Source organism: Sphingopyxis sp. L1A2A (assembly GCF_005502465.1).
Classification (GTDB): domain Bacteria; phylum Pseudomonadota; class Alphaproteobacteria; order Sphingomonadales; family Sphingomonadaceae; genus Sphingopyxis.
Window position 1 is genome coordinate 20,706 of sequence record NZ_SCOT01000002.1, and the last position, 25,036, is coordinate 45,741.

Annotated in this window: 18 protein-coding genes and 1 tRNA gene; 15 read left to right on the top strand and 4 right to left on the bottom strand. The window is 59.8% G+C overall.

Annotated features, from left to right (window positions below; genetic code table 11):
* Positions 1–66: 66 nt before the first annotated feature.
* From FFS68_RS01675 to FFS68_RS01685, 3 genes are all read left to right on the top strand, one after another.
* Positions 67–897: an alpha/beta hydrolase gene (locus FFS68_RS01675; RefSeq protein ID WP_349290357.1), complete on the top strand. Its 831-nt coding sequence runs from the start codon at positions 67–69 to the stop codon at positions 895–897.
* Positions 894–2,036 carry a glycosyltransferase gene (locus tag FFS68_RS01680; RefSeq protein ID WP_249339969.1) on the top strand — a complete coding sequence of 381 codons (1,143 nt, stop codon included), beginning with the start codon at positions 894–896 and terminating at the stop codon, positions 2,034–2,036. Before FFS68_RS01675 ends, FFS68_RS01680 begins: the two co-directional genes overlap by 4 nt.
* A gap of 102 nt (positions 2,037–2,138) precedes the next feature.
* Positions 2,139–3,542, top strand: coding sequence for a nitronate monooxygenase (locus FFS68_RS01685; protein WP_137751578.1), 1,404 nt, complete (start codon positions 2,139–2,141; stop codon positions 3,540–3,542).
* Positions 3,543–3,630: 88 nt separating this feature from the next.
* On the opposite strand, the gene FFS68_RS01690 is transcribed toward FFS68_RS01685, so the two are convergent.
* Positions 3,631–4,629 carry a D-glycerate dehydrogenase gene (locus FFS68_RS01690; RefSeq protein ID WP_137751579.1) on the bottom strand — a complete coding sequence of 333 codons (999 nt, stop codon included), beginning with the start codon at positions 4,627–4,629 and terminating at the stop codon, positions 3,631–3,633.
* 136 nt (positions 4,630–4,765) lie between these two features.
* On the opposite strand from FFS68_RS01690, the gene FFS68_RS01695 reads away from it, so the two are divergent.
* Positions 4,766–5,224: an SH3 domain-containing protein gene (locus FFS68_RS01695; RefSeq protein WP_137751580.1), complete on the top strand. Its 459-nt coding sequence runs from the start codon at positions 4,766–4,768 to the stop codon at positions 5,222–5,224.
* 212 nt (positions 5,225–5,436) lie between these two features.
* On the opposite strand, the gene FFS68_RS01700 is transcribed toward FFS68_RS01695, so the two are convergent.
* Entirely contained in the window at positions 5,437–5,904 is a 468-nt protein-coding gene (locus FFS68_RS01700) for an RcnB family protein (protein WP_137751581.1), read from the bottom strand.
* A gap of 267 nt (positions 5,905–6,171) precedes the next feature.
* Positions 6,172–7,359, bottom strand: a complete 1,188-nt coding sequence (locus tag FFS68_RS01705; protein WP_137751582.1) for an acetyl-CoA C-acyltransferase — start codon at positions 7,357–7,359, stop codon at positions 6,172–6,174.
* A gap of 157 nt (positions 7,360–7,516) precedes the next feature.
* Between FFS68_RS01705 and FFS68_RS01710 the strand changes: the two genes are divergently transcribed.
* Positions 7,517–8,968, top strand: coding sequence for a coniferyl aldehyde dehydrogenase (locus FFS68_RS01710; protein WP_137751583.1), 1,452 nt, complete (start codon positions 7,517–7,519; stop codon positions 8,966–8,968).
* Between the two features lie 156 nt (positions 8,969–9,124).
* Here the strand turns inward: FFS68_RS01710 and FFS68_RS01715 are convergent, their stop codons facing one another.
* Entirely contained in the window at positions 9,125–10,243 is a 1,119-nt protein-coding gene (locus FFS68_RS01715; RefSeq protein WP_137751584.1) for an AI-2E family transporter, read from the bottom strand.
* A gap of 271 nt (positions 10,244–10,514) precedes the next feature.
* Between FFS68_RS01715 and FFS68_RS01720 the strand changes: the two genes are divergently transcribed.
* The 10 genes from FFS68_RS01720 to drt3b all read left to right on the top strand — a co-directional run bounded on the left by FFS68_RS01720 (position 10,515) and on the right by drt3b (position 25,034).
* Positions 10,515–11,801: a site-specific integrase gene (locus FFS68_RS01720; RefSeq protein WP_137751585.1), complete on the top strand. Its 1,287-nt coding sequence runs from the start codon at positions 10,515–10,517 to the stop codon at positions 11,799–11,801.
* A gap of 60 nt (positions 11,802–11,861) precedes the next feature.
* Positions 11,862–11,946, top strand: a tRNA-Leu gene (locus FFS68_RS01725).
* A 278-nt stretch (positions 11,947–12,224) separates the two neighbouring features.
* Positions 12,225–12,761: a GIY-YIG nuclease family protein gene (locus tag FFS68_RS01730; protein WP_137751586.1), complete on the top strand. Its 537-nt coding sequence runs from the start codon at positions 12,225–12,227 to the stop codon at positions 12,759–12,761.
* A gap of 203 nt (positions 12,762–12,964) precedes the next feature.
* Entirely contained in the window at positions 12,965–14,068 is a 1,104-nt protein-coding gene (locus FFS68_RS01735) for a Fic family protein (RefSeq protein ID WP_137751587.1), read from the top strand.
* A gap of 149 nt (positions 14,069–14,217) precedes the next feature.
* Positions 14,218–16,992 (top strand): DNA methyltransferase, encoded by a 2,775-nt coding sequence (locus tag FFS68_RS01740; protein ID WP_137751588.1) that lies wholly within the window; start codon positions 14,218–14,220, stop codon positions 16,990–16,992.
* On the top strand, positions 16,989–18,293 hold the full coding sequence (locus tag FFS68_RS01745; RefSeq protein ID WP_137751589.1) for a PD-(D/E)XK nuclease family protein: 1,305 nt from the start codon (positions 16,989–16,991) through the stop codon (positions 18,291–18,293). Before FFS68_RS01740 ends, FFS68_RS01745 begins: the two co-directional genes overlap by 4 nt.
* The gene (locus tag FFS68_RS01750) at positions 18,290–20,416 is read left to right on the top strand and encodes a DEAD/DEAH box helicase (RefSeq protein WP_137751590.1); all 2,127 of its coding nucleotides are present in this window, start codon (positions 18,290–18,292) and stop codon (positions 20,414–20,416) included. Before FFS68_RS01745 ends, FFS68_RS01750 begins: the two co-directional genes overlap by 4 nt.
* Complete coding sequence (locus tag FFS68_RS01755) at positions 20,409–21,623, top strand: GIY-YIG nuclease family protein (RefSeq protein ID WP_137751591.1); 1,215 nt, start codon at positions 20,409–20,411, stop codon at positions 21,621–21,623. The genes FFS68_RS01750 and FFS68_RS01755 overlap by 8 nt, the downstream gene beginning before the upstream one ends.
* A complete protein-coding gene (drt3a, locus tag FFS68_RS01760; protein ID WP_171003702.1) occupies positions 21,623–22,969 on the top strand; it encodes an antiviral reverse transcriptase Drt3a in 1,347 nt (448 codons plus the stop codon). The genes FFS68_RS01755 and drt3a overlap by 1 nt, the downstream gene beginning before the upstream one ends.
* Positions 22,962–25,034: an antiviral reverse transcriptase Drt3b gene (gene drt3b / locus FFS68_RS01765; protein ID WP_137751592.1), complete on the top strand. Its 2,073-nt coding sequence runs from the start codon at positions 22,962–22,964 to the stop codon at positions 25,032–25,034. The genes drt3a and drt3b overlap by 8 nt, the downstream gene beginning before the upstream one ends.
* Positions 25,035–25,036: the final 2 nt, after the last annotated feature.

Below are 25,036 nucleotides of genomic sequence, written 5' to 3' on the forward strand. Positions count from 1 at the left end.
GCCATTCTGGCCAAGCAGGACAGCCGCCGCGAGTGGTCGGACCAATATTGGTGGTCGGGCGACGGCGTGCGGCTGCACGCGCGCATCTATGCGGGGCCAGAAGGGACCGAGAAAGCGCCGCCGATATTGTGCATGCCGGGCCTCGCCCGCAACGCCCGCGATTTCGAGCTGCTCGCGCCGCATGTCGCGCGGCACCGCAAAACGATCGTCATCGAATTCCGCGGTCGCGGCGAGAGCGCCTATGCCAAGGACCCGATGACCTATGTCCCGCTGACCTATGTCCAGGATGTCGTCGCGCTGCTCGACGACATGGCGATCGATCGCTTTGCGACGATCGGCACGTCGCTGGGCGGGCTGGTGTCGATGCTGATGGCGGCGACGCTGCCCGGACGGCTGGTCGGCGCGGTGCTGAACGACGTCGGACCCGAACTGCAAACCGCCGGGCTGGCGCGGATCCGCGATTATATCGGCGCGGGGGGCAGCCAGCCGACGTGGATGCACGCGGCGCGCGCCCATGCCGAACTCAACGGCGCGATCTATCCGCATTTTAGTATTCACGACTGGCTGCGGCTGACCAAGCGCACCCACCGCTTGACCCCCGAAGGCCGCATCGTCACCGATTATGACAAGCAGATCGCAGCGCCGCTGCGCGTAACCGGCGGTGAAGCCGCGTTCGATATGTGGCCGGTGTATCGCGCGCTTGGCGATGGCCCGTTGCTGATCCTGCGCGGCGAACTGTCGGACATATTGGCGCGGACGGCGGGCGAGAAGATGGTCGCCGCGCTGCCGCACGCCCGGCTGGTCGAGGTGCCGGGGGTCGGCCACGCGCCGACGCTGGACGAACCCGAAGCCCGCGCCGCGATCGACGCCTGGGTGGCGGAACTGCCCGCCGCGTGACCGACGCCAAGGCTCCTGTGCGCCTGCTGCATCTCCATTCCAGCTTTTCGCTGGGCGGGAAGGAGGCGCGCGCCGTCCGTTTGATGAATTTGATGGGGCCGCGCGCGCGCCACACGATATTGTCGGCGGTGCCCGAGGCGATGGGCGCGCGCGCCGCGATCGACCCGGCGATCGACGTCGAATTTCCGGTCGATGCCCCGCCACTGCATGGCAAGCCGGGGCTGGCGCGCTATCGCGATCTGGCGCGCTATATGCAGCGATTTGATCTGGTGCTCAGCTATAATTGGGGGGCAATGGACGGGGTGATGGCGCACCGCGTTCTGGCGCCGTTTCGCGACCCGCCGCCGCTGATCCACCATGAGGATGGGTTCAACGAGGATGAGAGCGTTCGGCGCAACTGGAAGCGAAGCGCCTTTCGCCGCCTTGCGCTGCCGACCGCCGAGGCGTTGGTGGTGCCGTCGGCGCTGCTCGAACGGATCGCGGCGGACGAATGGGGCGCGCGGCGGCGGACCGTTCTGATCCGCAACGGGATTGACGTCGAGGCCTATGGCGCCGAACCGTCTGCGGCGATTCCGGGGCTGGACCGCCGCGCGGGCGAGGTCGTAATCGGGACCGTCGCCGGGCTGCGCAAGGTCAAGGATCTGCCACGGCTGGTGCGCGCGGTCGCGACTTTGCCGACCAACGTCCGGCTGGTGATCGTCGGCGAAGGGCCGGAGCGCGCCGCGATTGCGGCCGAAGCGGCGGGGTGCGGCATCGCCGACCGGCTGGTGATGCCGGGGTTCATGGCCCACCCGGCACGCTGGATCGGCCATTTCGATTTGCTGGCGTTGTCGTCGGCGAGCGAACAGGCGCCGATCGCGGTGATCGAGGCGATGGCGGCGGGTCTGCCGGTGGTCAGTCCCGATGTCGGCGATGTTGCGGCGATGGTGGCGCCTGATAACCGGTCCTTTATCGCGCCGGACGACGCGGCCTTTCGCGTGGCATTGGCAGAACTGGCAGCCGACGCCGACCTGCGCGCGCGGATCGGCACCGCGAACCGGCGCGTCGCCGCTGAGCGGTTTGACGAATCGACCATGGTCGCGGCGTATGAAAATCTCTATGGTCGGGCGCTTAAAGGCCGCCGTTTGTTTGCGGGCTGACCAGCCGCGGAACCATTGACTTTCGCTGCGCGCTTCCGCTTACGGAAGTGATACGGGGACTGGCCGGAACGGGAACGGCCGGTGGAGAGAAAGAGATCTAGAATGTTCAAAGGATTGAAGCCCATCCTTTACGGCGGACGTGAAGTCTGGCCGTTGGTCGAGGGCGGCAAAGGCGTGTCGGCGACCAACCATATGTCGAGCGGCGCGTGGGCCGCGGCGGGCGGGATCGGCACCGTGTCGGCGGTCAACGCCGACAGCTATGACGCCGAGGGCAAGATCGTCCCGCAGGTTTACAACGCGCTGACCCGGCGCGAACGCCATGAAGAGCTGATCCAATACGGCATCGAAGGCGCGGTGGCGCAGGTCGAACGCGCTTATGAAGTGTCGGGCGGCAAGGGCGCGATCAACATCAACGTGCTGTGGGAAATGGGCGGCGCGCAGCAGATCCTCGAGGGCGTCCTTGCAAGGACCAAGGGCATGGTCGCCGGGGTCACCTGCGGCGCCGGAATGCCCTACAAGCTCAGCGAAATCGCCGAGCGCCACAATGTGATGTACCTGCCGATCATCAGCTCGGCCCGCGCCTTTCGCGCGCTGTGGAAGCGCGCCTATCACAAGGTGCCGCATCTGCTGGGCGCGGTGGTCTATGAGGATCCGTGGCTCGCGGGCGGTCACAACGGCCTGTCGAACGCCGAAGACCCGCTGGTCCCGCAGGACCCCTATCCGCGCGTCGCCGCAGTGCGCGAAACGATGCGCGCCGAAGGAATCGCCGACTCGGTGCCGATCGTGATGGCGGGCGGCGTGTGGTATCTGCGCGACTGGGAAAACTGGATCGACAATCCCGAGCTGGGCCAGATCGTGTTCCAGTACGGCACCCGCCCGCTGCTGACCGAAGAAAGCCCGATCCCGCAGGCGTGGAAGGATCGCCTCCGCACCCTCGACGACGGCGACGTGCTGCTGCACCGCTTTTCGCCGACCGGCTTCTACTCGAGCGCGGTGCGCACACCGTTCTTGCGCGATCTCGAAGCGCGTTCGGAGCGCCAGATTCCTTACTCGAAGCAGGAAGCGGGCGATCATATCGTCCAGCTCGACGTCGGGGTGAAGGGCAAGAATTTCTGGGTCACCCCGCATGACCGGGCGAGGGCGCGCGACTGGGCGGCCGAGGGCTATACCGAGGCGCTGAAGACCCCCGACAATACGGTGGTGTTTGTGACCCCCGACGACAAGGCGGTGATCCGCAAGGACCAGACCGACTGCATGGGCTGCCTGTCGCATTGCGGCTTTTCGTCGTGGAAAGACCATGACGATTACACCACCGGCTACCTCGCCGACCCGCGCAGCTTTTGCATCCAAAAGACGCTGCAGGACATCGCGCACGGCGGCGATCCCGAGCAAAATCTGATGTTTGCGGGCCATGCCGCGTTCAATTTCAAAACCGATCCCTTCTATTCGAACAACTTCACCCCGACGGTGAAGCAGCTGGTCGACCGGATTTTGACGGGGGATTGAGCCGATATGTCGTCCCAGCGAAAGCTGGGACCGCTATCGTGGCGACAGGACGATGGAGACCCCGGCTTTCGCTGGGGTGACGGGCTGTTTAAACCCACCCCTCCAGCACCTGATCGGCGGGGCGATGCCCGTCGCACCAGGCGCGAATGTTGGCGATGACTTTTTCACCCGATGCCTCGCGGCCCTCGATCGTCGCCGAGCCGAGGTGCGGGAGCAGCACGACATTGTCGAGCGCCAGCAGCGCCGGATCGACCGCGGGTTCGTGGGTGTAAACGTCGAGCCCGGCGCCGGCGATGCGCCCCGTCTGGAGCGCCGCGATCAGCGCCGCCTCGTCGACGATCTCGCCGCGCGCGGTGTTGATCAGGTACGCGGTGGGCTTCATTGACCCGATGCGCGCCGCATTGACCATTTCGTGCGTTTCGGCGGTGTGCGGGCAGTGCAGCGTCACGATGTCGCTGATCCGCAGCAGGGTGTCGACACTGGCGTGATAGCTCGCGCCCAATTCCTCCTCGATCGCCTCGGGCAGGCGGCGGCGGTTGTGGTAATGGATCGACAGGCCGAATGCACGGGCGCGGCGGGCAACCGCCAGCCCGATGCGCCCCATGCCGATGATGCCGAGCAATTTGCCGCCGACGCGGTGGCCGAGCATCGCGCTGGGCGCCCAGCCGGCCCATTGGCCCGACCGCATCAGTTTCTCGCCCTCGGCCAGTCGCCGCGGCACCGACAGGATCAGCGCCATCGTCATGTCGGCGGTATCCTCGGTGAAGACGCCGGGGGTGTTCGACACCATGATGCCGCGCGCGCGCGCTGCCGACAGATCGATATGATCGACCCCGGCGCCGAAATTGGCGATCAGTTTCAGCCGCTCGCCCGCCGCGGCGATGACGTCGGCGTCGATTTCGTCGGTCACCGTCGGCACGAACACGTCGCAGTCTGTGACCGCGGCCTTCAGCTCGTCCCTGGTAAAGGCGTGGTCGTTGGCCGACAGCGCGACGTCGAACAATTCGGCCATGCGCGCTTCGACATGCGGCATCAACTGGCGGGTGACGATGACGCGCGGGCGTTTCGGGCGGGTGGAATCGGGCATGGCCGCCGATAGAGCGCGCCGATGGGCGGTGGTCAAGAGCAGGAACCCGAAACAGGCGCGAAAAGACTGGGGATGAACGCAGCCTTTTGCGCGGCGAGCGGTTGAATATCGGACCCGAGTTTGACAAGGCAATGTGATGACCAGCCGCTTGATAATAGCAACCGCCGCGCTGATGGCCATCGTGGGACCGGCCGCCGCGCAATCCGACCCGAAACTACCCTATTGGGCATCGATCAGCGTCGACGAGGCGCGGATGCGCAAGGGGCCGTCGCCCGACGTGCCGGTGATCTGGGAATATCGGCGCAAGGATTTGCCGGTCAAGGTTGTCGCGCGCCACGAAACCTGGCGCAAGATAGAGGATCCCGACGGGACGCAGGGGTGGATGGCGGCGCGTCTGCTCAGCCGCACGCGCACCGCGATCGTCACCGGTGACATCCGCCCGCTGCGCGAAGAAGCGAACGCGGCGGCGGCGGTAGCCTATCGCGCCGAGCCCGGCGTCGTCGGGCGGATCACCGAATGTGGCGATGGCTGGTGCCGGTTCGACGTCAAGGGGCGCAAGGGCTGGATCCAGACCGATCATATCTGGGGCGATTAAGGGAGGGTTTCGACCGGTGCCGATTATAGAATTCTCGTCACCCCGGACTTGATCCGGGGTCCCGCTTTGCGTGGAACGCCCGGAGTCGCCTCAAGAAGCGGGATCCCGGGTCAAGCCCGGGATGACGAAAATCGAAGGGCAGCTTTCCACGCCAAAGCGCACAACGAAAAGGGCCGGACGGTTTCCCGCCCGGCCCTCTGATACTCTATCGGTTAGCGCCGCCAGTTGAAATGGTTGCGGTAAACCCGGACAACGCGGCCGTTGCGCTCGTTGACCAGCAGCAGGTCGTTATAGTGACGCACATAGGTCAGGTTGCGACCGGCGCGCGGCAAGCCCCAGCGGCTGTCATAGCTCGGACGATACGCCGGGGCGTAATAGTTCGAGCGGAGCGTCGCGCCGACGCGGAACTGCTGGTAACGGAACGGCGCGCGATAGTTCGAATAGCGACGGTCCTGGCGCCAGTCGCGACGGCTGTCGCGCAGGTCGCCGCGCGCATCGCGCAGCTCGCGGCGCTCTTCGCGGACATCGCCGCGGTCACCATAGCGCTGAGCATCGCGCAGCTCGCGCTTTTCTTCGCGAACGTCGCGGCGGTCTTCGCGGATCTCGCGGGTCTGGGCCTGCGCAGCGGCGGGGACCATCATCGCGGCGATCAGGCCGGCGGTGAGAAATTTGGTCTTCATGTGCCATTCCTTTCAATCGGTCAGGGGGAGGGGATCTGCCCGATGACAAAACTGGGATAGGCGAGTCGTTTTGAACGGTGGCGGAATGGCCCGTTTATTTTCAGGACATTAGTGTCGCAAATTGTCGCGGCGTTGCGATGGGCAGATGCTGCCGTGCGACGAGGCCGGGGAACCTTGCATAGCAACCGTCGCCCCCGCGAAGGCGGGGGCCGCTGGCGACGTGGCGCAAGGTCGATAACGACCCCCGCCTTCGCGGGGCGACGATCCTTAAACCAGTTCGACCGCCACCGCCGTCGCTTCGCCGCCGCCGATGCACAGGCTGGCGATGCCGCGCGTCTTGCCGTGGCGTTGCAGTGCGGCGATCAGCGTCGTGATGATGCGGGTGCCGCTGGCGCCGATCGGGTGGCCCAGCGCGGTTGCGCCGCCGTGGATGTTGATCTTGTCGTGCGCGATACCCAGGTCGTGCATCGCGAACATCGCGACGCAGGCAAAGGCTTCGTTGACCTCGAACAGGTCGACGTCACCGATCGTCCAGCCAGCCTTGGCCAGCACCTTGTTGATCGCGCCGACTGGGGCAATCGTGAAATCCTTGGGCTCCTGCGCGTGCGCGGCGTGCGCGACGAGGCGCGCGACGGGCTTGGCACCCTTGGCATCGGCGACCGACTGGCGGGTCAGCACGACGGCGGCGGCGCCGTCCGAAATCGAGCTGCTCGTCGCGGCGGTGATCGTGCCGTCCTTGGCAAAGGCGGGCTTCAGCGTCGGGATCTTGTCGGGCATCGCCTTGCCCGGCGCTTCGTCGGTGTCGACGATGGTGTCGCCCTTGCGCCCGGCGATCGTCACCGGCGCGATTTCGGCGGCAAAGGCGCCGTCGGTGATCGCGCTCTTGGCGCGGCTCAGCGAGGTCAGCGTATAGTCATCCTGCGCCTGACGGCTCAGCTGATAGGCGTCGGCGGTATCCTGGGCAAAGGTGCCCATCGCGCGGCCGGCCTCATAGGCGTCTTCCAGCCCGTCGAGGAACATATGGTCATAGGCGGTGTCGTGGCCGATGCGCGCGCCGCCGCGATGCTTTTTGAGCAAATAGGGGGCGTTGGTCATCGATTCCATGCCCCCCGCGACGATCAGGTCGACGCTGCCCGCGGCGAGCGCTTCGGCGCCCATGATCACCGTTTGCATACCCGATCCGCACACCTTGTTGACGGTGGTGGCCTGCACCGATTTGGGCAGGCCTGCCTTGATCGCAGCCTGGCGCGCGGGGGCCTGGCCCAGCCCGGCGGGAAGGACGCAGCCCATATAGATACGCTCGATATCGTCGCCCGAAACCCCGGCGCGCTCGACCGCTGCCTTGACTGCGGTCGCGCCCAGATCGGTCGCGCTGGCGTCCGACAGGCTGCCCTGCATGCTGCCCATCGGGGTGCGGGCATAGGACAGGAAGACGACGGGATCGGTGGCGGTCATGGGACAAGACTCCGTAAGGGAAAACAGGATCGGTCGCCCGATTAGCGGCTTTGCTGCAAATGCGAAAGGGGTTGAACCGACATAAGGAGCCGGTTTCATCTTGCAACCCGCCTCGGCTCATGATCAAACACGCGCCAGCAAAACAGGGAGATGGGCAATGGCAACGGTCGCAACCAATATCACCGGCGAAACGCAGCGCATGGCCGAGGTGCTCGCGGCGCAAAAAACCGCCTTTACTGCGGCGATGCCCGAAAGCCTGAGCGTTCGCGCCGACCGTATCGACCGCGCGATTGCGCTGCTCGTCGACAATGCCGAAAATTTTGCCAAGGCGGTCAGCGAAGATTTCGGCCACCGCAGCCGCGAACAGACGCTGATGACCGACATCATGCCGTCGGTCAGCGCGCTCAAGCATGCCAAAAAACATATGGCGAGCTGGGCGAAGGGCGAAAAGCGGAGGCCCACTTTCCCGCTCGGGCTGCTCGGCGCCAAGGCCGAGGTTGTCTATCAGCCGAAGGGTGTCGTTGGCATCGTGAGCCCATGGAATTTCCCGGTCGGCATGGTGTTCGTGCCGATGGCGGGAATCCTGGCGGCGGGCAATCGCGCGATGATCAAGCCGTCGGAGTTCACCGAGAATGTGTCGGCGCTGATGGCGCGGCTGGTGCCCGAATATTTCGACGCGACCGAGATGGCGGTGTTCACCGGTGACGCCGACGTCGGCGTCGCTTTCTCGAAGCTCGCCTTCGACCATATGATCTTCACGGGCGCGACGAGTGTTGGGCGGCATATCATGCGCGCTGCGGCGGATAATCTGGTGCCGGTGACGCTGGAGCTGGGCGGCAAGTCGCCGACCTTTATCGGGCGCAGCGCGAACAAGGATCTGGTCGGGCAGCGCGTCGCGCTGGGCAAGATGATGAACGCGGGGCAGATATGCCTCGCGCCCGATTATCTGCTCGTCGCCGAGGATCAGGAAGGCGCGGTGATCGACAGCGTCACCAAAAGCGCGGGTGAACTTTACCCGACCCTGCTCGCCAACGATGATTATACGTCGGTGGTCAACACGCGCAATTACGACCGGCTGCAATCCTATCTGACCGATGCGCGCGACAAGGGTGCCGAGGTGATCGAGGTCAATCCGGGCAATGAGGATTTTGCGAGTGCGAACGGCCACAAGATGCCGCTGCACATCGTGCGCAACCCGACCGACGACATGAAGGTGATGCAGGAGGAAATCTTTGGCCCGATCCTGCCGGTCAAGACCTACAAGACGATCGACGAGGCAATCGATTATGTGAATGCCAATGATCGCCCGCTTGGACTTTATTATTTCGGGCAGGACAAGAGCGAGGAGGACCGCGTGCTGACGCGGACGATCTCGGGCGGGGTGACGGTTAACGACGTGCTGTTCCACAATGCGATGGAGGATCTGCCGTTCGGTGGCGTCGGGCCGTCAGGGATGGGCAATTATCACGGCGTTGATGGCTTCCGCACCTTCAGCCACGCGCGGGCGGTCTATCGCCAGCCCAAGCTCGACGTCGCCGGGCTGGCGGGGTTCAAGCCCCCCTATGGCAAGGCGACGGCGAAGACGCTGGCGAAAGAGTTGAAGAAGTAGCTTCTCCCCTCCCTGCAAGGGAGGGGCGGGGGGTGGGTGCGCGCGTCTGCGCGCCTAAAAAATATTCGACGGCAGCGTGGAAAGCTTTGAAGGAGGCATTGAGCCTCCTTCAAAGCTAACCCACCCCCGACCCCTCCCTTGCAGGGAGGGGAGGGTTCAATCCGCCCCCGCGATCTTGATGTCCTTGCCCAGCAGCGTCTTCACATACACCCGCTGCACCAGCACATAGACCACGACCGTCAGCGGCGCGGCGAGCAGGACGCCGAGGAAGCCGAACAGCACCCCCGCCGCGACCACCGCGAACAACAGCACCGCGGGCGGCACATCGACCGCCTGTTTCTGGATCATCGGTTGCAGGAAATTGCCCTGCAACTGCTGGATCACCAGGAACAGGACCAGCGTCCACAGCGCGGTGGCGGGCGACACGGTAAAGGCGAGCAGCACCGCGGGAAGCCCCGCGATGATCGGCCCGATCATCGGGATCACGTCGAGCAGCCCGGCGATCAGCCCCAGGCCGCCCGCCGCGGGTACGCCGAGCAGCGCCAGCCCGGCGCCGGTCAGCGCCGCGACGACCAGCGATGACACCGCCTGGCCGACCATCCAGCCCTTCAGCCCGCGGGCTGCGTCGCCCAGCGCAAGCTGTGCGGTCGCTTCGGCCCGGGCGGGCATCAGCAACAAAAGCCCGCGGCGATAGGTCGCGGGATCGCTGGCGAGGAAGATCGCGGCGACCAGCACCAGCACGAAATCGGCGATGCCGCTGCCCGCCGCCAGCGCATAGCCGCCGGCCTGTGAGACGATCTGTGAGATGTCGTTGCTGCCGACCTCGGCCAGTTCGCGCACGCGCGTGCCGAGGCCGTAGCGGTCGAGGAAGGCTTCGACGCCGCGCAGCGCCTGCGGCACCTGCTGCCGGATCGTGTCGATCTCGCGCGCCAGCTGCGACCCGAACAGGATGAAGGCGCCGGCAAAGATGGCGACGATGCCCGCGACCGACAGCGCGAGAGCGATCCCGCGCCGCATCCCGGTACGGCGGACCAGCCAGCTGGCGATCGCATCAAAGATCGCCGCCAGCACGATCGCGGCGAACACCAGCATGAAAAAGCGGGTCAGCGTGATCGCCAGCCACGCGACGCCGATGATCGCGATAACCGTCACCGCCGCCATCGCGACCCGTCCGGGTCCGAACGGCGCGGCCAGCGCAGACTTGGCGCGCGCGGGCTTGGCGCGGGCGGCGGGGGTATTGGATGGGGCAGGGGCTGCCTTGCTTTTGTCGGTCATGCCCCCGTCTTATGCACGATGCCGCTTATCCACTAGACTAAAACCACCTTTCTGTGGCAACGGCTCGTCCGCATCGGTCGCCCGGCGGGAATCAGTTTCCGGTTTGGCTGCCGTCCATGGGCCCCTGTGGTGAAATTGGTAGACGCGCCGCACTCAAAATTGCGTTTAGCCTAAAAAAGTAAGCCAAAAACCACGCAAAACCAATAGTTTGAGCAAGGACGAGACCTCCAAAAAGACTTACACATGTCTTACACATTTTGGAGTTCTCGCAATGCCGACAGAAAGCCATCTGCTGATGGATGGGGCGCTGCACGTCTATCGGCGTGAGAACAGCCGCTACTGGCAATGCTCGACCTATCTTGGCAGCCGCAACTACCGGCAGACGACCAAGGAGGTCAGCCTTGCTGCCGCCAAGGATTTCGCGCGCGACTGGTATATGGAGCGTTGCGTCGAGGATCGGCAACGCCGACGCGGTGGTGTTGCCTTGCTGGACGGCACCGTCCAGCCCCCGATCGCCGGAACCGGCGCGCCGACCGATGGTCGGCGTCGGCGAACGCCTACTGGCCCCAGCTTTAAGGATGCCGCAGACGCTTTCACCAGCGAGTTCGAGGTAATCACGCTGGGCGAACGCAACGCGGAATATGTGGCATCGAAGTCAGATCACATCCGCGTGCACCTGTTACCATTCTTTGGCGACACCGCGCTTGAGGACATAACGGCCGGCAAAGTGCAGGAGTATCGGGCGCACCGTCAGACATCGAGGGTCGATCCCAAAACCGGCAAGCCGAAGAAGCCAGCACGCGCGACCTTGCACGGCGAGATCGTCACGCTTCGGCAGGTTTTAAAAACCGCCAACCGTAAGGGCTGGATTGCGGCAATCCCGGATATGTCAGCGCCCTACAAGACGTCCGGCAAGGTGGAGCATCGCGCGTGGTTTTCGCCTGAGGAATACAAGATGCTTTATGAGGCTACGCGCGAGCGGGCCAAGAACCCGCCGAAGCCGCGCTGGCGTGAAGTTTGCGAGACCTTCCACGATTATGTTCTGTTCATGGGCAACACCGGACTTCGGCCCGATGAGTCCGCTCGACTTGAGCTGCGGGACGTCAAGATCGTGAACGACGAGTCGACCGGCGAGCGCATCTTGGAGATCGAGGTGCGAGGCAAGCGCGGTGTCGGTTTCTGCAAGTCGATGCCCGGTGCGATCCTGCCCTTCGAGCGCGTTCGCAAGCGCAAGCAGCTCAAACCGACCGACCGGATATTCGGGAAGTCGCCGCGCGAATTAATGAACACGGTTCTCGACGAGCTGAATCTGAAGTTCGACCGCGATGGCCACATCCGCACCTGCTACAGCCTGCGGCATACCTATATCTGTCTGCGCTTGCTCGAAGGGGCGGACATTTATCAGGTTGCCAAGAACTGCCGCACGAGTGTCGAAATGATCGAGAAGTTTTACGGGCGCCATTTGAAGAACAACATCGACGCATCGGCCGTCAATGTTCGTAAGGCCAAGCCCCCGAAAGAGGCCGTCCGGAAGAAGACCGCGAAGCGAACGACATAGGCCAAGATGCCGTGTTTGCTGTTGCGTGTTTTGACGGCGGCGCTATAGGCACCTCGCAACGCGGGCGTGGTGGAATTGGTAGACGCGCGGGATTCAAAATCCCGTTCCGCAAGGAGTGTGGGTTCGATTCCCACCGCCCGCACCAGCCCTCTCGGCATGATCCATTTGCGCCACCGCACGGTGGAGGGATCATGCCCGAGCGGGGCATAGCGGCCCATACGGGCCGCGTCCCGCGTCCTGCGAAATGACAATCGAACGTCATTGTCATGCTGGCCGTAGGAATCCCGGACGGGATTCGGCCATCGCCGACACAGACCCAAAACTCTAATCGTACTCGGACTTGCTTCGGCCGGCAGGGCATGAGGAAACCACCTTGGCGAACAATCCTTGAGTGCCGCAGACTCGCCTGCAATATCTGGGCGCATGAATGATTTGAATCTTTCGAATTGGCGCAGAGCCGCCAATAGGCAGACGACCTATCCGAATGCGGCTGGCGTTTATGCGCTGTTCCTGAACGAAGGAGCGATCATCCCAGGTGTGCAGCCGGGCAAGTGCGGCTTGGTTTATGTCGGCTTGGGGCAAGGCACACGCGGCCTGGCAGCCAGGTGTCACTTCAAAGGCAAGACTGCTGCTCATTCACCTCGGCGCAGCCTTTCCGCATTGCTCGCTAACGAATTGGGCCTACGACCAATCTTCATCCGCAAACCTTCCGGGGCCACGACATTCAAACTCGACAATGCTTCGGAGCATTTGCTCGACCAGTGGATGGAAGACAATCTCCGCGTTGCGTTGCAGATTTACGATAACCCGGCCGGCTACGAACGTGCGTTGATTAGGCAGTGGGAGCCTCCGCTCAATTGTGACAAAAGGGTGTGCCCTTTGAACGCGCAGCAGTTGTTCGTCCTGGGTCGGCGTGAAAGGCTCAAAGCACATGCCGCACGGCTGGTTGGAGGCTGTTGACGAAGGCCATCCTTTCGCACCCCATTGTAACTTTTTGTGACTTAAGAGCGCGCTACTGCAACTTTTTTGGAGGTTAAAAAGTGCGCGAAATTCGATCATCGCTACGAAACGGCGCTGGGAAGCGTAGCTTGTGAGTGATTGGCTATCGCTTTATCAATCATAATCGTGCTAATCGTGATTGATAGAAAGGCATCCTGTCGATCATGCGCTGGAACTGGCAACTTCCCGACTGGCCCGATTTCCGCTTCGACGCGGACCGCATCAGTGTGTCGGAAGAGCAATTTCTGAAAGGGGCCGGTGTCGTCATTGGGGCGTTGCATCACCTCGACACCGATGGGCGCGATGGTCTGACCATCGAACTCATTTCGCAGGAGATCGTGGATAGCTCTGCCATCGAGGGCGAAATTCTCGACCGCGCGAGCGTCCAGTCGTCACTCGCAAGGCATCTGGGCTTTGCCGCCGATCAGCGCCGCGCCAGTGCGGCCGAGGCCGGTGCCGCCGAACTCATGGCCGATGTCTATCGCAACCATGCCGCGCCGCTTGATGACCAGACTCTGTTCGCGTGGCACGCCATGCTGATGAACGGTCGCCGCGATATTGCTGATGTCGGGCACTACCGGACGCATGAAGACGCCATGCAGATCGTCTCGGGCGCGCTTCACGCGCCGCGCGTGCATTTCGAGGCACCGCCATCCGATACCGTTCCTGCGGAAATGGCCCGGTTCATCGTGTGGTTCAACGATAGCGCGCCATCGGGAGCGGCTCCGCTTCCGGCGATCACCCGCGCCGCGATCTCGCACTTGTGGTTTGAGAGCATCCATCCCTTTGAAGACGGAAATGGCCGGATCGGACGCGCGATTTCGGAAAAGACATTGGCCCAAAACGTTGCTGCTCCGACGCTGACGGCACTCGCGGAAACGATCAATCGCCACCGCAAAGCCTACTACGCCGCGCTTCAGCTCGGAAGCCAGAGCAACGACATCGACGCCTGGCTGACATGGTTTGCCGATATTGTCATCGAGGCGCAGGCGCGAACGATCACCCGCATCCGCTTCCTGATCGACAAGACCCGGCTGCTCGATCGCTTGCGCGGGCAAATCAACGAACGTCAGGAAATGGCGTTGCTTCGCCTGTTCCGTGAGGGACCGGACGGATTCGAGGGCGGGTTGAGCGCCGGGAATTACCGGACGATCACCGGGGCGGCGCTTGCAACTGCGACCCGCGATCTTGCCGATCTTGTGGAGAAAGGTGCGCTGATCCGCACCGGTGAACGCCGCTATGCTCGCTACTTTCTTACGAGCAGCTAGGATAAGAGGAATTGAGCAGGTGCAGGTTTGGAACTCGGTGACAGTCGCATCACCAGCCGCTAGTCATTACTCATCTCTGGACGCAACTTTGCGCCCCCTAGAAATCGCGACACAAAAGCATCTCATCTGGTGCAGGAAAATATTGTAGAATGAATGCTGTAGAAATTGAGGAAGCAGTATCGGAACTTGCAAGCAAGCCCTTTGATCGGGCCGATTTCGCGTATCAATTCTTAGCCGCCTTTGGGAACAAGGAGACCACCATAAAGCGCCTTCGCGCTGCGGGTGGCTCCAACGCCTCTGATGTTCCTGGCGGCATTCTTCAGCGTAACAACATTCACTTGGCGGCGTGCGCGACGGGTGAGGTTGATGCGACGTTGAAGGCGTTGCGCGACAGTCCGAAAACGGCGTCAGCCAAGGCCAAGTTCATCCTCGCCACCGATGGCGAGACGCTACAGGCGGAGGACGTCACCAGCGACGATCCGCCCATCGCGTGCGAATATGCCAAGTTTCCCGATCACTTCGGATTCTTCCTGCCGCTGGCGGGCATCACCACCGTCAAGCAAATCCGCGAAAGCTCATTCGACATTCGCGCCACGGGGCGGCTCAACAAGCTCTATGTCGAGCTGCTGAAAGACAATCCCGAATGGGCGACCGCCGAACGCCGACCGGACATGAACCATTTTATGGCGCGGCTGATCTTCTGCTTTTTCGCGGAGGATACCGACATCTTCAATGGCACCGGCCTGTTTACGGCAGAGGTGCAGAAAATGTCCGAGGCGGACAGCTCGAACACGCACGAGGTCATCAGCCACATATTCCTGGCGATGAATACGCCAACGCGACATGAGGGGAAGCCTGATAACCGCTATCGGGAAGCGGCGGGAATCCGTTTGTGGGCCAACCGATTTCCGTATGTGAACGGTGGGCTGTTTTCGGGCAGCACCGAGGTTCCGCGTTTCAGCAAGATCGCGCGATCCTATTTGATCAACATCGGTAGTCTCGACTGGAAAAAGATCAACCCCGACATTTTTGGCAGCATGATTCAGGCCGTTGCCGATGACGAGGAGCGGGGCGCACTTGGTATGCACTACACCAGTGTGCCGAATATTTTGAAGGTTCTGAACCCGTTGTTCCTCGATGACCTGCGCGGGGCATTGGAGGAGGCGGGCGACAATGGGCGTAAGCTGCTCAATCTTCGCAACCGCATGGCGAAAATCCGGGTGTTCGATCCGGCTTGTGGCAGCGGCAATTTCCTCGTGATCGCTTACAAGGAAATGCGCGCGATCGAGGCGGTGATCAACCAGCGCCGCAATGAGGAAGAGCGACGCAGCGACATTCCGCTCACCAATTTTCGCGGCATCGAGCTGCGTGATTTCCCGGCAGAGATTGCGCGCCTTGCGCTGATCATCGCCGAATATCAGTGCGACGTGACCTATCGCGGCCAGAAAGAAGCGCTGGCCGAACTGCTCCCGCTGAATGCGCAGAATTGGATCACTTGCGGCAATGCGCTGCGGCTAGACTGGTTGAGCATCTGCCCGCCGACCGGCACCGGCGTGAAGATTCACGGCGATGATTTGTTCAACACCCCGCTCGATCAGGTCCAGATTGATTTCGAGAACGAAGGCGGGGAAACTTACATCTGTGGAAATCCTCCGTTCAAAGGCACGCGCAAGCAAGCCGACGAGGAAAAGCGCGATCTAAACGAGGTCTTTTCAAGCCAAACGAGCAAGTGGAAAAATGTCGATTATGTAGGCGCATGGTTGATGAAGGCAGCAATCTACAATGATTCCTGCGCCGCTCCATTCGCCTTCGTAACCACCAATAGTCTCTGTCAGGGGCAGCAGGTTCCGATCACTTGGTCACTGATTTTGAAGCGCGGGTTACGAATACGGTTTGCCCATACGTCGTTCAAATGGTCCAATTTGGCTGCTAACAAGGCGGGGGTGACTGTCGTGGTCACCGGGGTTGATCGCGAACAAGGCGGCATCCGTCGAATCTACGCGGACGAGAGCGTCCGCGAGGTCGCGAACATCAATCCATATTTGACAGACCATGACATTTCCGTCGTGTCTGCCGAGAAGCGGCCTCGCGCGACAAACGTGTCAATGGAATATGGTGTTTACTACTCCAAATCGGCCGGACTGATGCTTGAATCGGCAGAAAAGACGGCGTTGCTTGCGGCCGGAGTTCCGAGCCGCTTCCTCCGGCGATTTATCGGCTCGACGGAATACATAAACGGTAGAGAACGTTTTTGCCTTTGGATCGGTGACGACGATGTTGGGGAAATTTGCCAATTTCCTGTGGTCCGTGAACGTATCCAGAGCGTCAAGCGGGACCGGACTGAAACCGACGACGAAGCCGTCAATAAGCTTGCTGCCAAGCCTCACCAATTTCGAGAGCGCAAAGGTGGCGAAGCGTTCAAGATTTTCGTTCCGATCGTCTCATCCGAGAATCGAGAGTATTTTCCTGCCGGCGTTGCTGATGGATCTGTCATTCCAACGAACAAGGCCTTCTATATTCCTGACGGCCCGCTCTGGTCTCTCGCCGTTATCGCATCCAAAATTCACCTTGCTTGGATTGATACGATTTGTGGACGACTGCGGAATGATTTTTCATACTCGAATACGTTGGGCTGGAACACATTCCCAATTCCAACTCTGACCGAGCAAAACAAGGCTGACCTCATCCGTTGCGCGGAGGACATTCTACTTGCTCGTGAGCATTATTTCCCAGCCACCATTGCTGAGATGTATGACCCCAAGCGCATGGACTCCGAGTTTCCCCGCGTCCGCGCTGCACATGAAGCAAACGATGAGGTGCTTGAACGCATTTTTATCGGACGGCGCTTCAGGAACGATACGGAGCGGTTGGAAAAGCTGTTCGAGCTTTACACCAAGATGGCTGCGAAGGGGAAAGCGGCGTGACCGAGGCAGTCACGCAATTTCCATCTACCGAGGAGCTTGAGAGCCTGTTCGTAAACAACGAATCTATGGCGAAGATCGAAACTCACCTTAATCGCTTCAATCCGATCAGGGTTATGAAAATGGAACGGATGGAAATCCGTCATTCGGCGATATTGAGCTGGCTTTTGAACCCGGGCGAAAGTCACGGGCTTGATGACAAATTTTTGAAAGCCTTCTTGGGTGAGGCATTGCGCGGACATAGCTCGCTTGGGTCTCCTACTGCGCTAGACATTGCACGAGCCGACTTGCGGGATTCGACCGTTCGTCTTGAATGGCAGAATATCGACATTTTCATCTACAGCGAGAAGAACGCCTGGGGATTTGTGATTGAGAACAAATTCGACAGTAAGCAGCACGAAGGGCAGTTGGCCAAATATCTGGACAGCGTTTCTGCGGGCTTGGGAAAGTTGGCGGATGATCTATCTGTCAGGGGAATATTTCTAACTCTGCATGATGAAGAGCCAGAAGATGCGCGCTACGCGCCGATAAACTATGAGGCAATTTGCCAATTTTTGCCGAGGTTCATCGGCCAAGAAGCTCATCTACTGACGGCAGAGGTGAGGACATTCTTACAGCATTACAACGAAATTATCGCGGAGGAGGTCGGCATGAGCGCCGAGAGCAATGAGATGGAAAAGCTGGCTAGGCAGCTTTACCGCGAGAACAAGAAGGCGCTGGACTTCATCATGGAGCATGGTGCGGGGTCAGATTTCGCCATTGCGGCTGAAGACGTTTTTGGCGACGGTCGGGATCATCTCGATGTCATCGAGATTGACGGGCATAAATATCGATTCTGCCATTTGGACCATAAAATGGTCAGTTTTCTTCCCGAAAGCTGGTTTTTGGCGCTTGGAAAAGACGAGTATGACTGGAAGGGCTGCGAGCAGTGGTGGTCAGGATACCCGCTGATTTCATGGCTTCAACTTTGGGCTGATGCCGACGGGACATCGGGGCAGTTAGGCTTGTATGGCGAGGTCGGTCCGCTGAAGGAGTATGAATTCAGAAGCAGTCTAATCAACGCAATTCAGAGCGCCGGAGAGAACCTGCCTAAAAATCGTATAAAGTTTCATAAGGCCGCTGCCGACGAAGGCAAGCAATACTCGAAATTCCTGAAAGAGAACTTTCTGAAAATCAAAGATGTGCAGGATGCAGAAGAGATTGCTGAAGGTATGAAGAAACTTCTCCAACGGTTCCAACCGGAATTTGACGGAATAGGCAGTATTCTGACCGAATTCAAAAAATATGGCTATGTTGACAAATGACGACTTCTAAACCCATCCCCGCAGTGTCATTCCAGACCGCGCGCACCGGGGCATCGGCCAAACCCAATGAAATGGGTATGCGCCAGATGCAGGAGCGTGCCTATGCCAAGCGCGGCGAGCAATATTTGCTGATCAAATCGCCGCCCGCATCGGGCAAGTCGCGCGCGTTAATGTTCATCGCGCTCGACAAGCTCCACAATCAGGGCGTCAAACAGGCAATCATCGTCGTGCCGGAAAAGAGCATCGGCGGCAGCTTTGCCGATGAGCCGCTTTCAAAGTTCGGTTTCTGGGCTGACTGGACGGTCAAGCCGCAATGGAATCTGTGCAACGCACCTGGCCCCGATGAAGAACGCGTTGATCCATCCAAGGTGCGCGCCGTTGGGCAGTTCCTCGCCAGCGATGACAAGGTGCTGGTTTGCACCCATGCGTCTTTCCGCTTTGCGGTTGAGCAGCTTGGTATCGAGGCGTTTGACAACCGCCTGATCGCGGTGGACGAGTTCCACCATGTTTCCGCGAGCGCCGACAACAAGCTAGGCAGCCAGCTTGGCGACTTCATCCACCGCGACAAGGTGCATCTTGTCGCCATGACCGGCAGCTATTTCCGGGGCGACGCCGTTCCCGTCTTGATGCCCGAAGATGAGGCGAAATTCGAGACTGTAACCTACACCTATTACGAGCAGCTCAACGGCTATGAGTATCTGAAATCGCTCAATATCGGCTATTTTTTCTACACGGGCCGCTATCTGGGCGCGATAGAGGCCGTGCTTGATCCATCGCGCAAAACCATCGTGCATATTCCTTCGGTCAATTCGCGCGAAAGCACGAAGGACAAGATCAAGGAAGTCGAAGAGATCATGGAGTATCTCGGTGACTGGAAGGGTGCCGATCCCGTGACCGGCTTCCATCTGGTCGAGCTGCCCGCCGATGAAAATGGGAACGTCCGCACGGTCAAGATCGCCGATCTCGTGGACGACAGCGATCAGGTAAAGCGCACGAAGGTTCTGGCGGCTCTGAAAGATCCGGCGCACAAGAATGACCGCGACCATGTGGATATCATCATCGCGCTTGGCATGGCAAAGGAAGGCTTCGACTGGATTTGGTGCGAACATGCGCTGACCGTGGGCTATCGCTCCAGCCTGACCGAGATCATTCAAATTATCGGTCGTGCCACCCGCGATGCGCCGGGCAAGGAAGTGGCGAGCTTCACAAATCTGATCGCGGAACCCGATGCGTCCGAAGCCGCCGTGGTCGACGCGATCAATGACACGCTCAAAGCCATCGCGGCGAGCTTGCTCATGGAGCAGGTGCTGGCGCCGCGTTTCAATTTCACCCCGAAAGACCACGGACCGCTGCCTGACTTCAAATATGAAGGCGGGTATCAGGAAGGGCAAACGAACGTAGGTTTCAACGAAGAACGCGGACAGTTCCATTTCGAGATCAAAGGACTTGTGACGCCCAAGAGTCCCGAGGCAACCCGCATTTGCGCTGAAGATTTGAACGAGGTTATCACCGCGTTCGTGCAGGATAAGTCCGCTCTTGAGCGCGGTTTGTTCGATGGTGCGCACGTTGGCGGCGAAACATTGGCGGAAGAACTGACCCAGCTAAAAATGGGTAAGATCGTGCGGGATCGTTACCCTGAATTATCAGGTGAAGATCAGGAAGCGGTGCGGCAGCACGCCGTCGCGGCGTTGAACCTGACCCAGAAGGCCAAGCAGCTTGCGGGCAGCGGTGATACTGGAGCAGGCCACATTGATGATGGGGAGGCCCGGTCCAATACAGCGTTGATCGAGGGCGTTCGCAAATTTGCGATTGAGGTGAAAGACCTCGATATTGACCTGATCGACAGGATCAATCCGTTTGAGGCAGCCTATTCTGTTCTCGCCAAGGCGATGAACGAGGGGACGTTGAAGCAGGTTGCCGCTGTGATCGGCAAGCGCAAGGTCAGCATCCCCTACGAGGAAGCCCGCGACCTGGCGGTCCGCGCGTTGCAGTGGAAAAAGGAACGTGGGCGCGCTCCTGAGATCACTTCGCAAGATCCTTGGGAAAAGCGCCTTGCCGAAGGCGTTGCCGCCCTCGCGAAATTCCGCGCGCAGCAGAATGCTCAAGAGTCTGACAATGGTTGATCTGTCCGACGACGAATTGCTCGCCGAACTTGGTGTTAGCGTCGAGCAACAGGCTGCACGCGCCTATACTCCGCAGCAGGAGCGGATCATCGCGGGCTTTGAGGACATTCTCAAATTCCACGATGCGCATGGTCGAGCGCCGCAGCACGGTGAGCAGCGCGACATATTCGAGCGACTTTATGCAGTGAGGCTCGATCGCCTGCGCGAGCTGGAGGATTGCCGTTCGCTGTTGGCAGGCTTTGACAAGCATGGTTTGCTGAAGGTGAACTCGGATGCCAGCCACATCGTTCCCGATGAGCTGGATGATGATGCGTTGCTTGCTGAACTCGGCATTGATCCTGGCGGTGATGATGACATCACGCAGCTTCGCCATGTGCAAACACGGGAAGAAAGGCAGGCCGCCGAAGAGATTGCCAACCGTGAACGCTGCATCGATTTTGCGAAATTTCAGCCGCTGTTTGCCGATGTGCAGCTCGACCTTGATTCCGGCGTTCGCAGCACCCGCCCTTTCGTAAAGGACGCCGGATTTCTGAAAGCCGACATTGGCACGGGCCAATTTTTCATCCTGGGCGGCCAGACAGCCTATGTGGCTGAGGTTGGCGAGACCATTAAGGCCCCAAATGGCGAGTTCGACGCCCGTTTAAGGGTCATCTATTCCAATGGGACGGAGAGCAACCTGTTGCGCCGCTCCCTGCAACGCGCGCTTTACAAGGATGACGCAGGGCGGCGCATTACCGATCCAGCGGCGGGGCCGCTCTTCTCTGACAATGCGGGCAAAGACGACACCGAAAGCGGGACCATCTATGTCTTGCGGAGCAAGTCCGACCATCCCCAGATCGCCAAGCACCGTGACCTGATCCACAAGATCGGCGTGACGGGTGGCAGTGTTACGACGCGCATTGCGGCAGCGGAGAACGACGCGACCTATCTGCTGGCCGGCGTCGAGATCATCGCCGAATACAAGCTGTTCAACATCAACCGGACGAAGCTGGAAAAGCTGATCCACCGATTTTTCGCTGATGCCGCATACGACATCCAAATTACTGATCGCTTTGGTAGGCCTGTGCGACCCCGCGAGTGGTTTCTCGTCCCGCTCTATGCGATCGATGAGGCTGTTGAACGAATACGAGACGGATCGATTGCGCTGTATATGTATGACCCAAAACACGCACGTTTGGTTCAGCGAGAATTAGGCGCGCAAGCCTGATGCTCGATCAAATGTTCACCGCGGAAAACTTCCGTCGTATTTATGATTCAGAGAATCGCAAAGGCCTTGATCTGGCCACTCGCTACTTCCCGGATCTCGAACCGCACACGCTCGCTGTGCGCGACAAGGTGCAGGATATTCGTGATCTGCGCAAAATCGAAATTACGCTGACGGCAGATGATTTCGAGGCACAGCTGCTCGCCTTGAAAGGCGAGCTAGCAGTCTTGAAGATAGCAAAATCATCTGCGGTTGATGCACTGATGGAGGAGATCAGCCAAAAGGTTCTCAAGCGAACCTTCAAGATCGACCTGTCGCAGAAGGTCGGGCCACAGGGAAAGCCGGTCTACTGCATCGATGCGGAGCCCGAGACGTTCTTCGTCATCAAGCAGCTCCAGCGAAACATCCACCGCATCTACGGTGTGAAACAGGCGAACCGCCACGACTTGGTGTGCCAGCTTCGGGACATGCTCGGCAGCAGCTTTCCTTTCGAGCTGGTTCGCACTGACATTTCGTCGTTCTATGAGAGCGTCGACCGCAAGCAGCTGGTGGAGAAACTGGACCAGGACCAGCTTCTGAGTCCGGCGTCGAAGAAATACATCAAGCAAGTGCTGGATTCTTACGGCGCGATTTCCGGCACCGCGATCGGCATCCCCCGTGGTGTAGGTATCAGCGCCTATCTGGCCGAGCTTTATCTGCGTCCCGTCGACAAAGCGATCAGGGCAATTCCCGGCCTCGTCCTCTATTGCCGATTCGTCGATGACATCGTGGCCGTGTTCGCACGACCGCCCGCAGGTAAAAGCCTTGGTTCATTCAAAGACCTGATCATTGCGATTTTCGTCGAAAATGCGCTCACACACAACGCCGCAAAAACCGCAGAATTCAAGCTCCCGGACACGGCTTCCCAGGAGTTCGAGTATCTGGGTTATCGCTTTACGTGCATCGGCGATAAGTTCGCGGTTTCTCCGAGCGTTGCAAAGGTGGAAAAATATCGTGCGCGAATGAATGTCTCGTTTGACGACTATTGGCACGAGCGTCCGGTGAACCCAAAAGGGGCTTTTCGCAAGCTGGTCGGACGGGTCAAGTTTTTGACTGGTAACACTCGGCTTGCCAACAGCAAGTCCCGTGCGGTTACGGGCATCTATTACAACAACTCAATCGTGACCGACCTGTCGGATTTTGAACAGCTCGATAAGGAGCTGAAAGTCCTCGTCACAGCGACGAAGCGCACGACCCTGCAAAAGCAGTTGAAGAAGCTCAAATTCACTACCGGCTTCGTGCAACGCCGGTATCACAATTTCAGTACGAGAGAGTTGCAGATGATCGTGAGGGCCTGGAAGCATGGCTAAGCGGCGCGTCTCTCTCACGCACCGAAAGCAGCGTTCTGTCCTCACCGACATGCTGCCTTTCGAGGTGCCGCCGACTTTTTCCAACCGGGGCTATTACCGGTTTCTGCGAGACAACAGTGTCGAGATTGAAAATGGCCATTTGCGCTGGATCAGCAAAACCGACGTCCTTGATCGTACAATGCGCCTTCTGTTCGGAGTTTTGCCCAGCGCAGGGATCGCGGAAGAGACCCTGACCGAATGGGGCAAGGAAAAAACCCGCAGGTTCGTGCCCCTCAACAAATGCCAGATGGCGACGATCCCTTTCAATTTCCGGGTCGCGCACAATCTCGACGGGCGCACGTTGAGCGTCGTGCATCCGCGCAATCAGGTTGCGGTAGCGAGCTTTTACGCCACCCACAGCGCGCTCATCATTTATCACACGTCGGTCAGCGAGTTTTCGATCCGCCGACCGGTGTCGGTGTCTCGCTACGCCTACTTCAAGGACAAACTCCACGAAGAGCGGCTGGATTCCGTGGCGGGTGTGGAGGAGGAGGACCGGGAGTACGAGCAGCTCGGCTCCTATTTCGTGTACCGGAAATACCGAAACATCCATCGCTTTTTCGAATCCTACAAATATCACCGCAGCGAGAAAAAATACGACGCGATGGTGCAGATCGACGTGAGTAAGTGCTTCGACAGCATCTACACCCACTCGCTGCCTTGGGCCGTTTTAGGCAAGGACCAGACAAAGTTCAGCCTCGAAGAATCGAAGGGCACTTTCGGCGGACACTTCGACGCCCTCATGCAGGGCCTGAATCATAAAGAGACCAATGGCATTGTGATCGGTCCCGAGTTTTCACGGATTTTTGCCGAGATCATTTTGCAATCGGTCGATGCCGAGCTGATCAAACAGTTGGCCGAAGGGGCCAACCTGAAACACAAGGTCGATTACGAGATTTTCAGGTACGTCGATGACTTCTTCGTTTTCTACAACGAGGAGTCGACCCAGCTAAAGATTTTCGAGACGCTCCAGGAAATCCTCAAGGGCAGGAAGCTCAGCATCAACACGGCGAAGATCAAGCACTACCAGAAGCCGATCATCACCGAGATCACGGTCGCGAAAGAGCGCGTCTCGATGCTGCTGAACGACGAGATCAATCCGGTTTGCGAGGAGGAGCCGCCGGCCGATCCGGCCAAGCCGCCGAAACAGAAGCTCGTGTGCGGCATCAACGCGAACCGGCTGATCATTCGTTACAAAGCCGCCATCAAGGAGACAGGCGTCACCTATGGCGACCTGCTAAATTACACATTCGCGATTATCGAAAACAAGGTCGAGAAGCTATTCAAGGCCTTTGTTGCGAGCGACAAGTCAGACCGCGACCGTAAGCGTCTCTCCAATGCGTTGCTGGCGATCTTGGAGTTTGCCTTCTTCGCCTATTCGGCGAGCCCGAAGGTTAATCACACCATCCGCATTTGTCGGATGATCGCGACCTCTGTGGACTTCCTGCACGCCCAGAATTTACCCTACGAACAGAAGCACCTGCTGTTCAAGTATGTCCACGACAACGTGATGCAGCAGCTTGAAAAGAACACGATGAGCGTCCATCGCGAGGTCGAAAGCCTCTATCTGCTCATCTCGCTCTCGCAGATCGGTCGCGAATATTGGATGCCGGTCTCCGTGCTGCTCCGACACTTTCTGATCACGGAGGAGGAGGGCACGGGGGACTACATACGTCCTACCGGGTTCATGAACCATTTTTCGGTCACGATCCTACTGTCCTATATAAAGGACAAGGTCAGGTATGCGAAGCTGAAAACCTTCATCGAGGGGCATATCATCGCCAAACTCGAATACATGAAGGCCCATTGTCCGAACGACGCCGAAACGCTTATCATGCTGCTCGATCTCGTCGTATGTCCTTACATCAGTGCCACCACCAAGAATGCCATAGGACTCATTTTCGGACTGGACGCGGTGGGTCTCGCGTCAGTCAAATCCGCAAACGATCACTGGTTCACTGCCTGGGGCGATAAGTTCGATCTCGGCAAGGAGCTGGACGCGAAGCGCAGTCGTGAGGTATACTGACT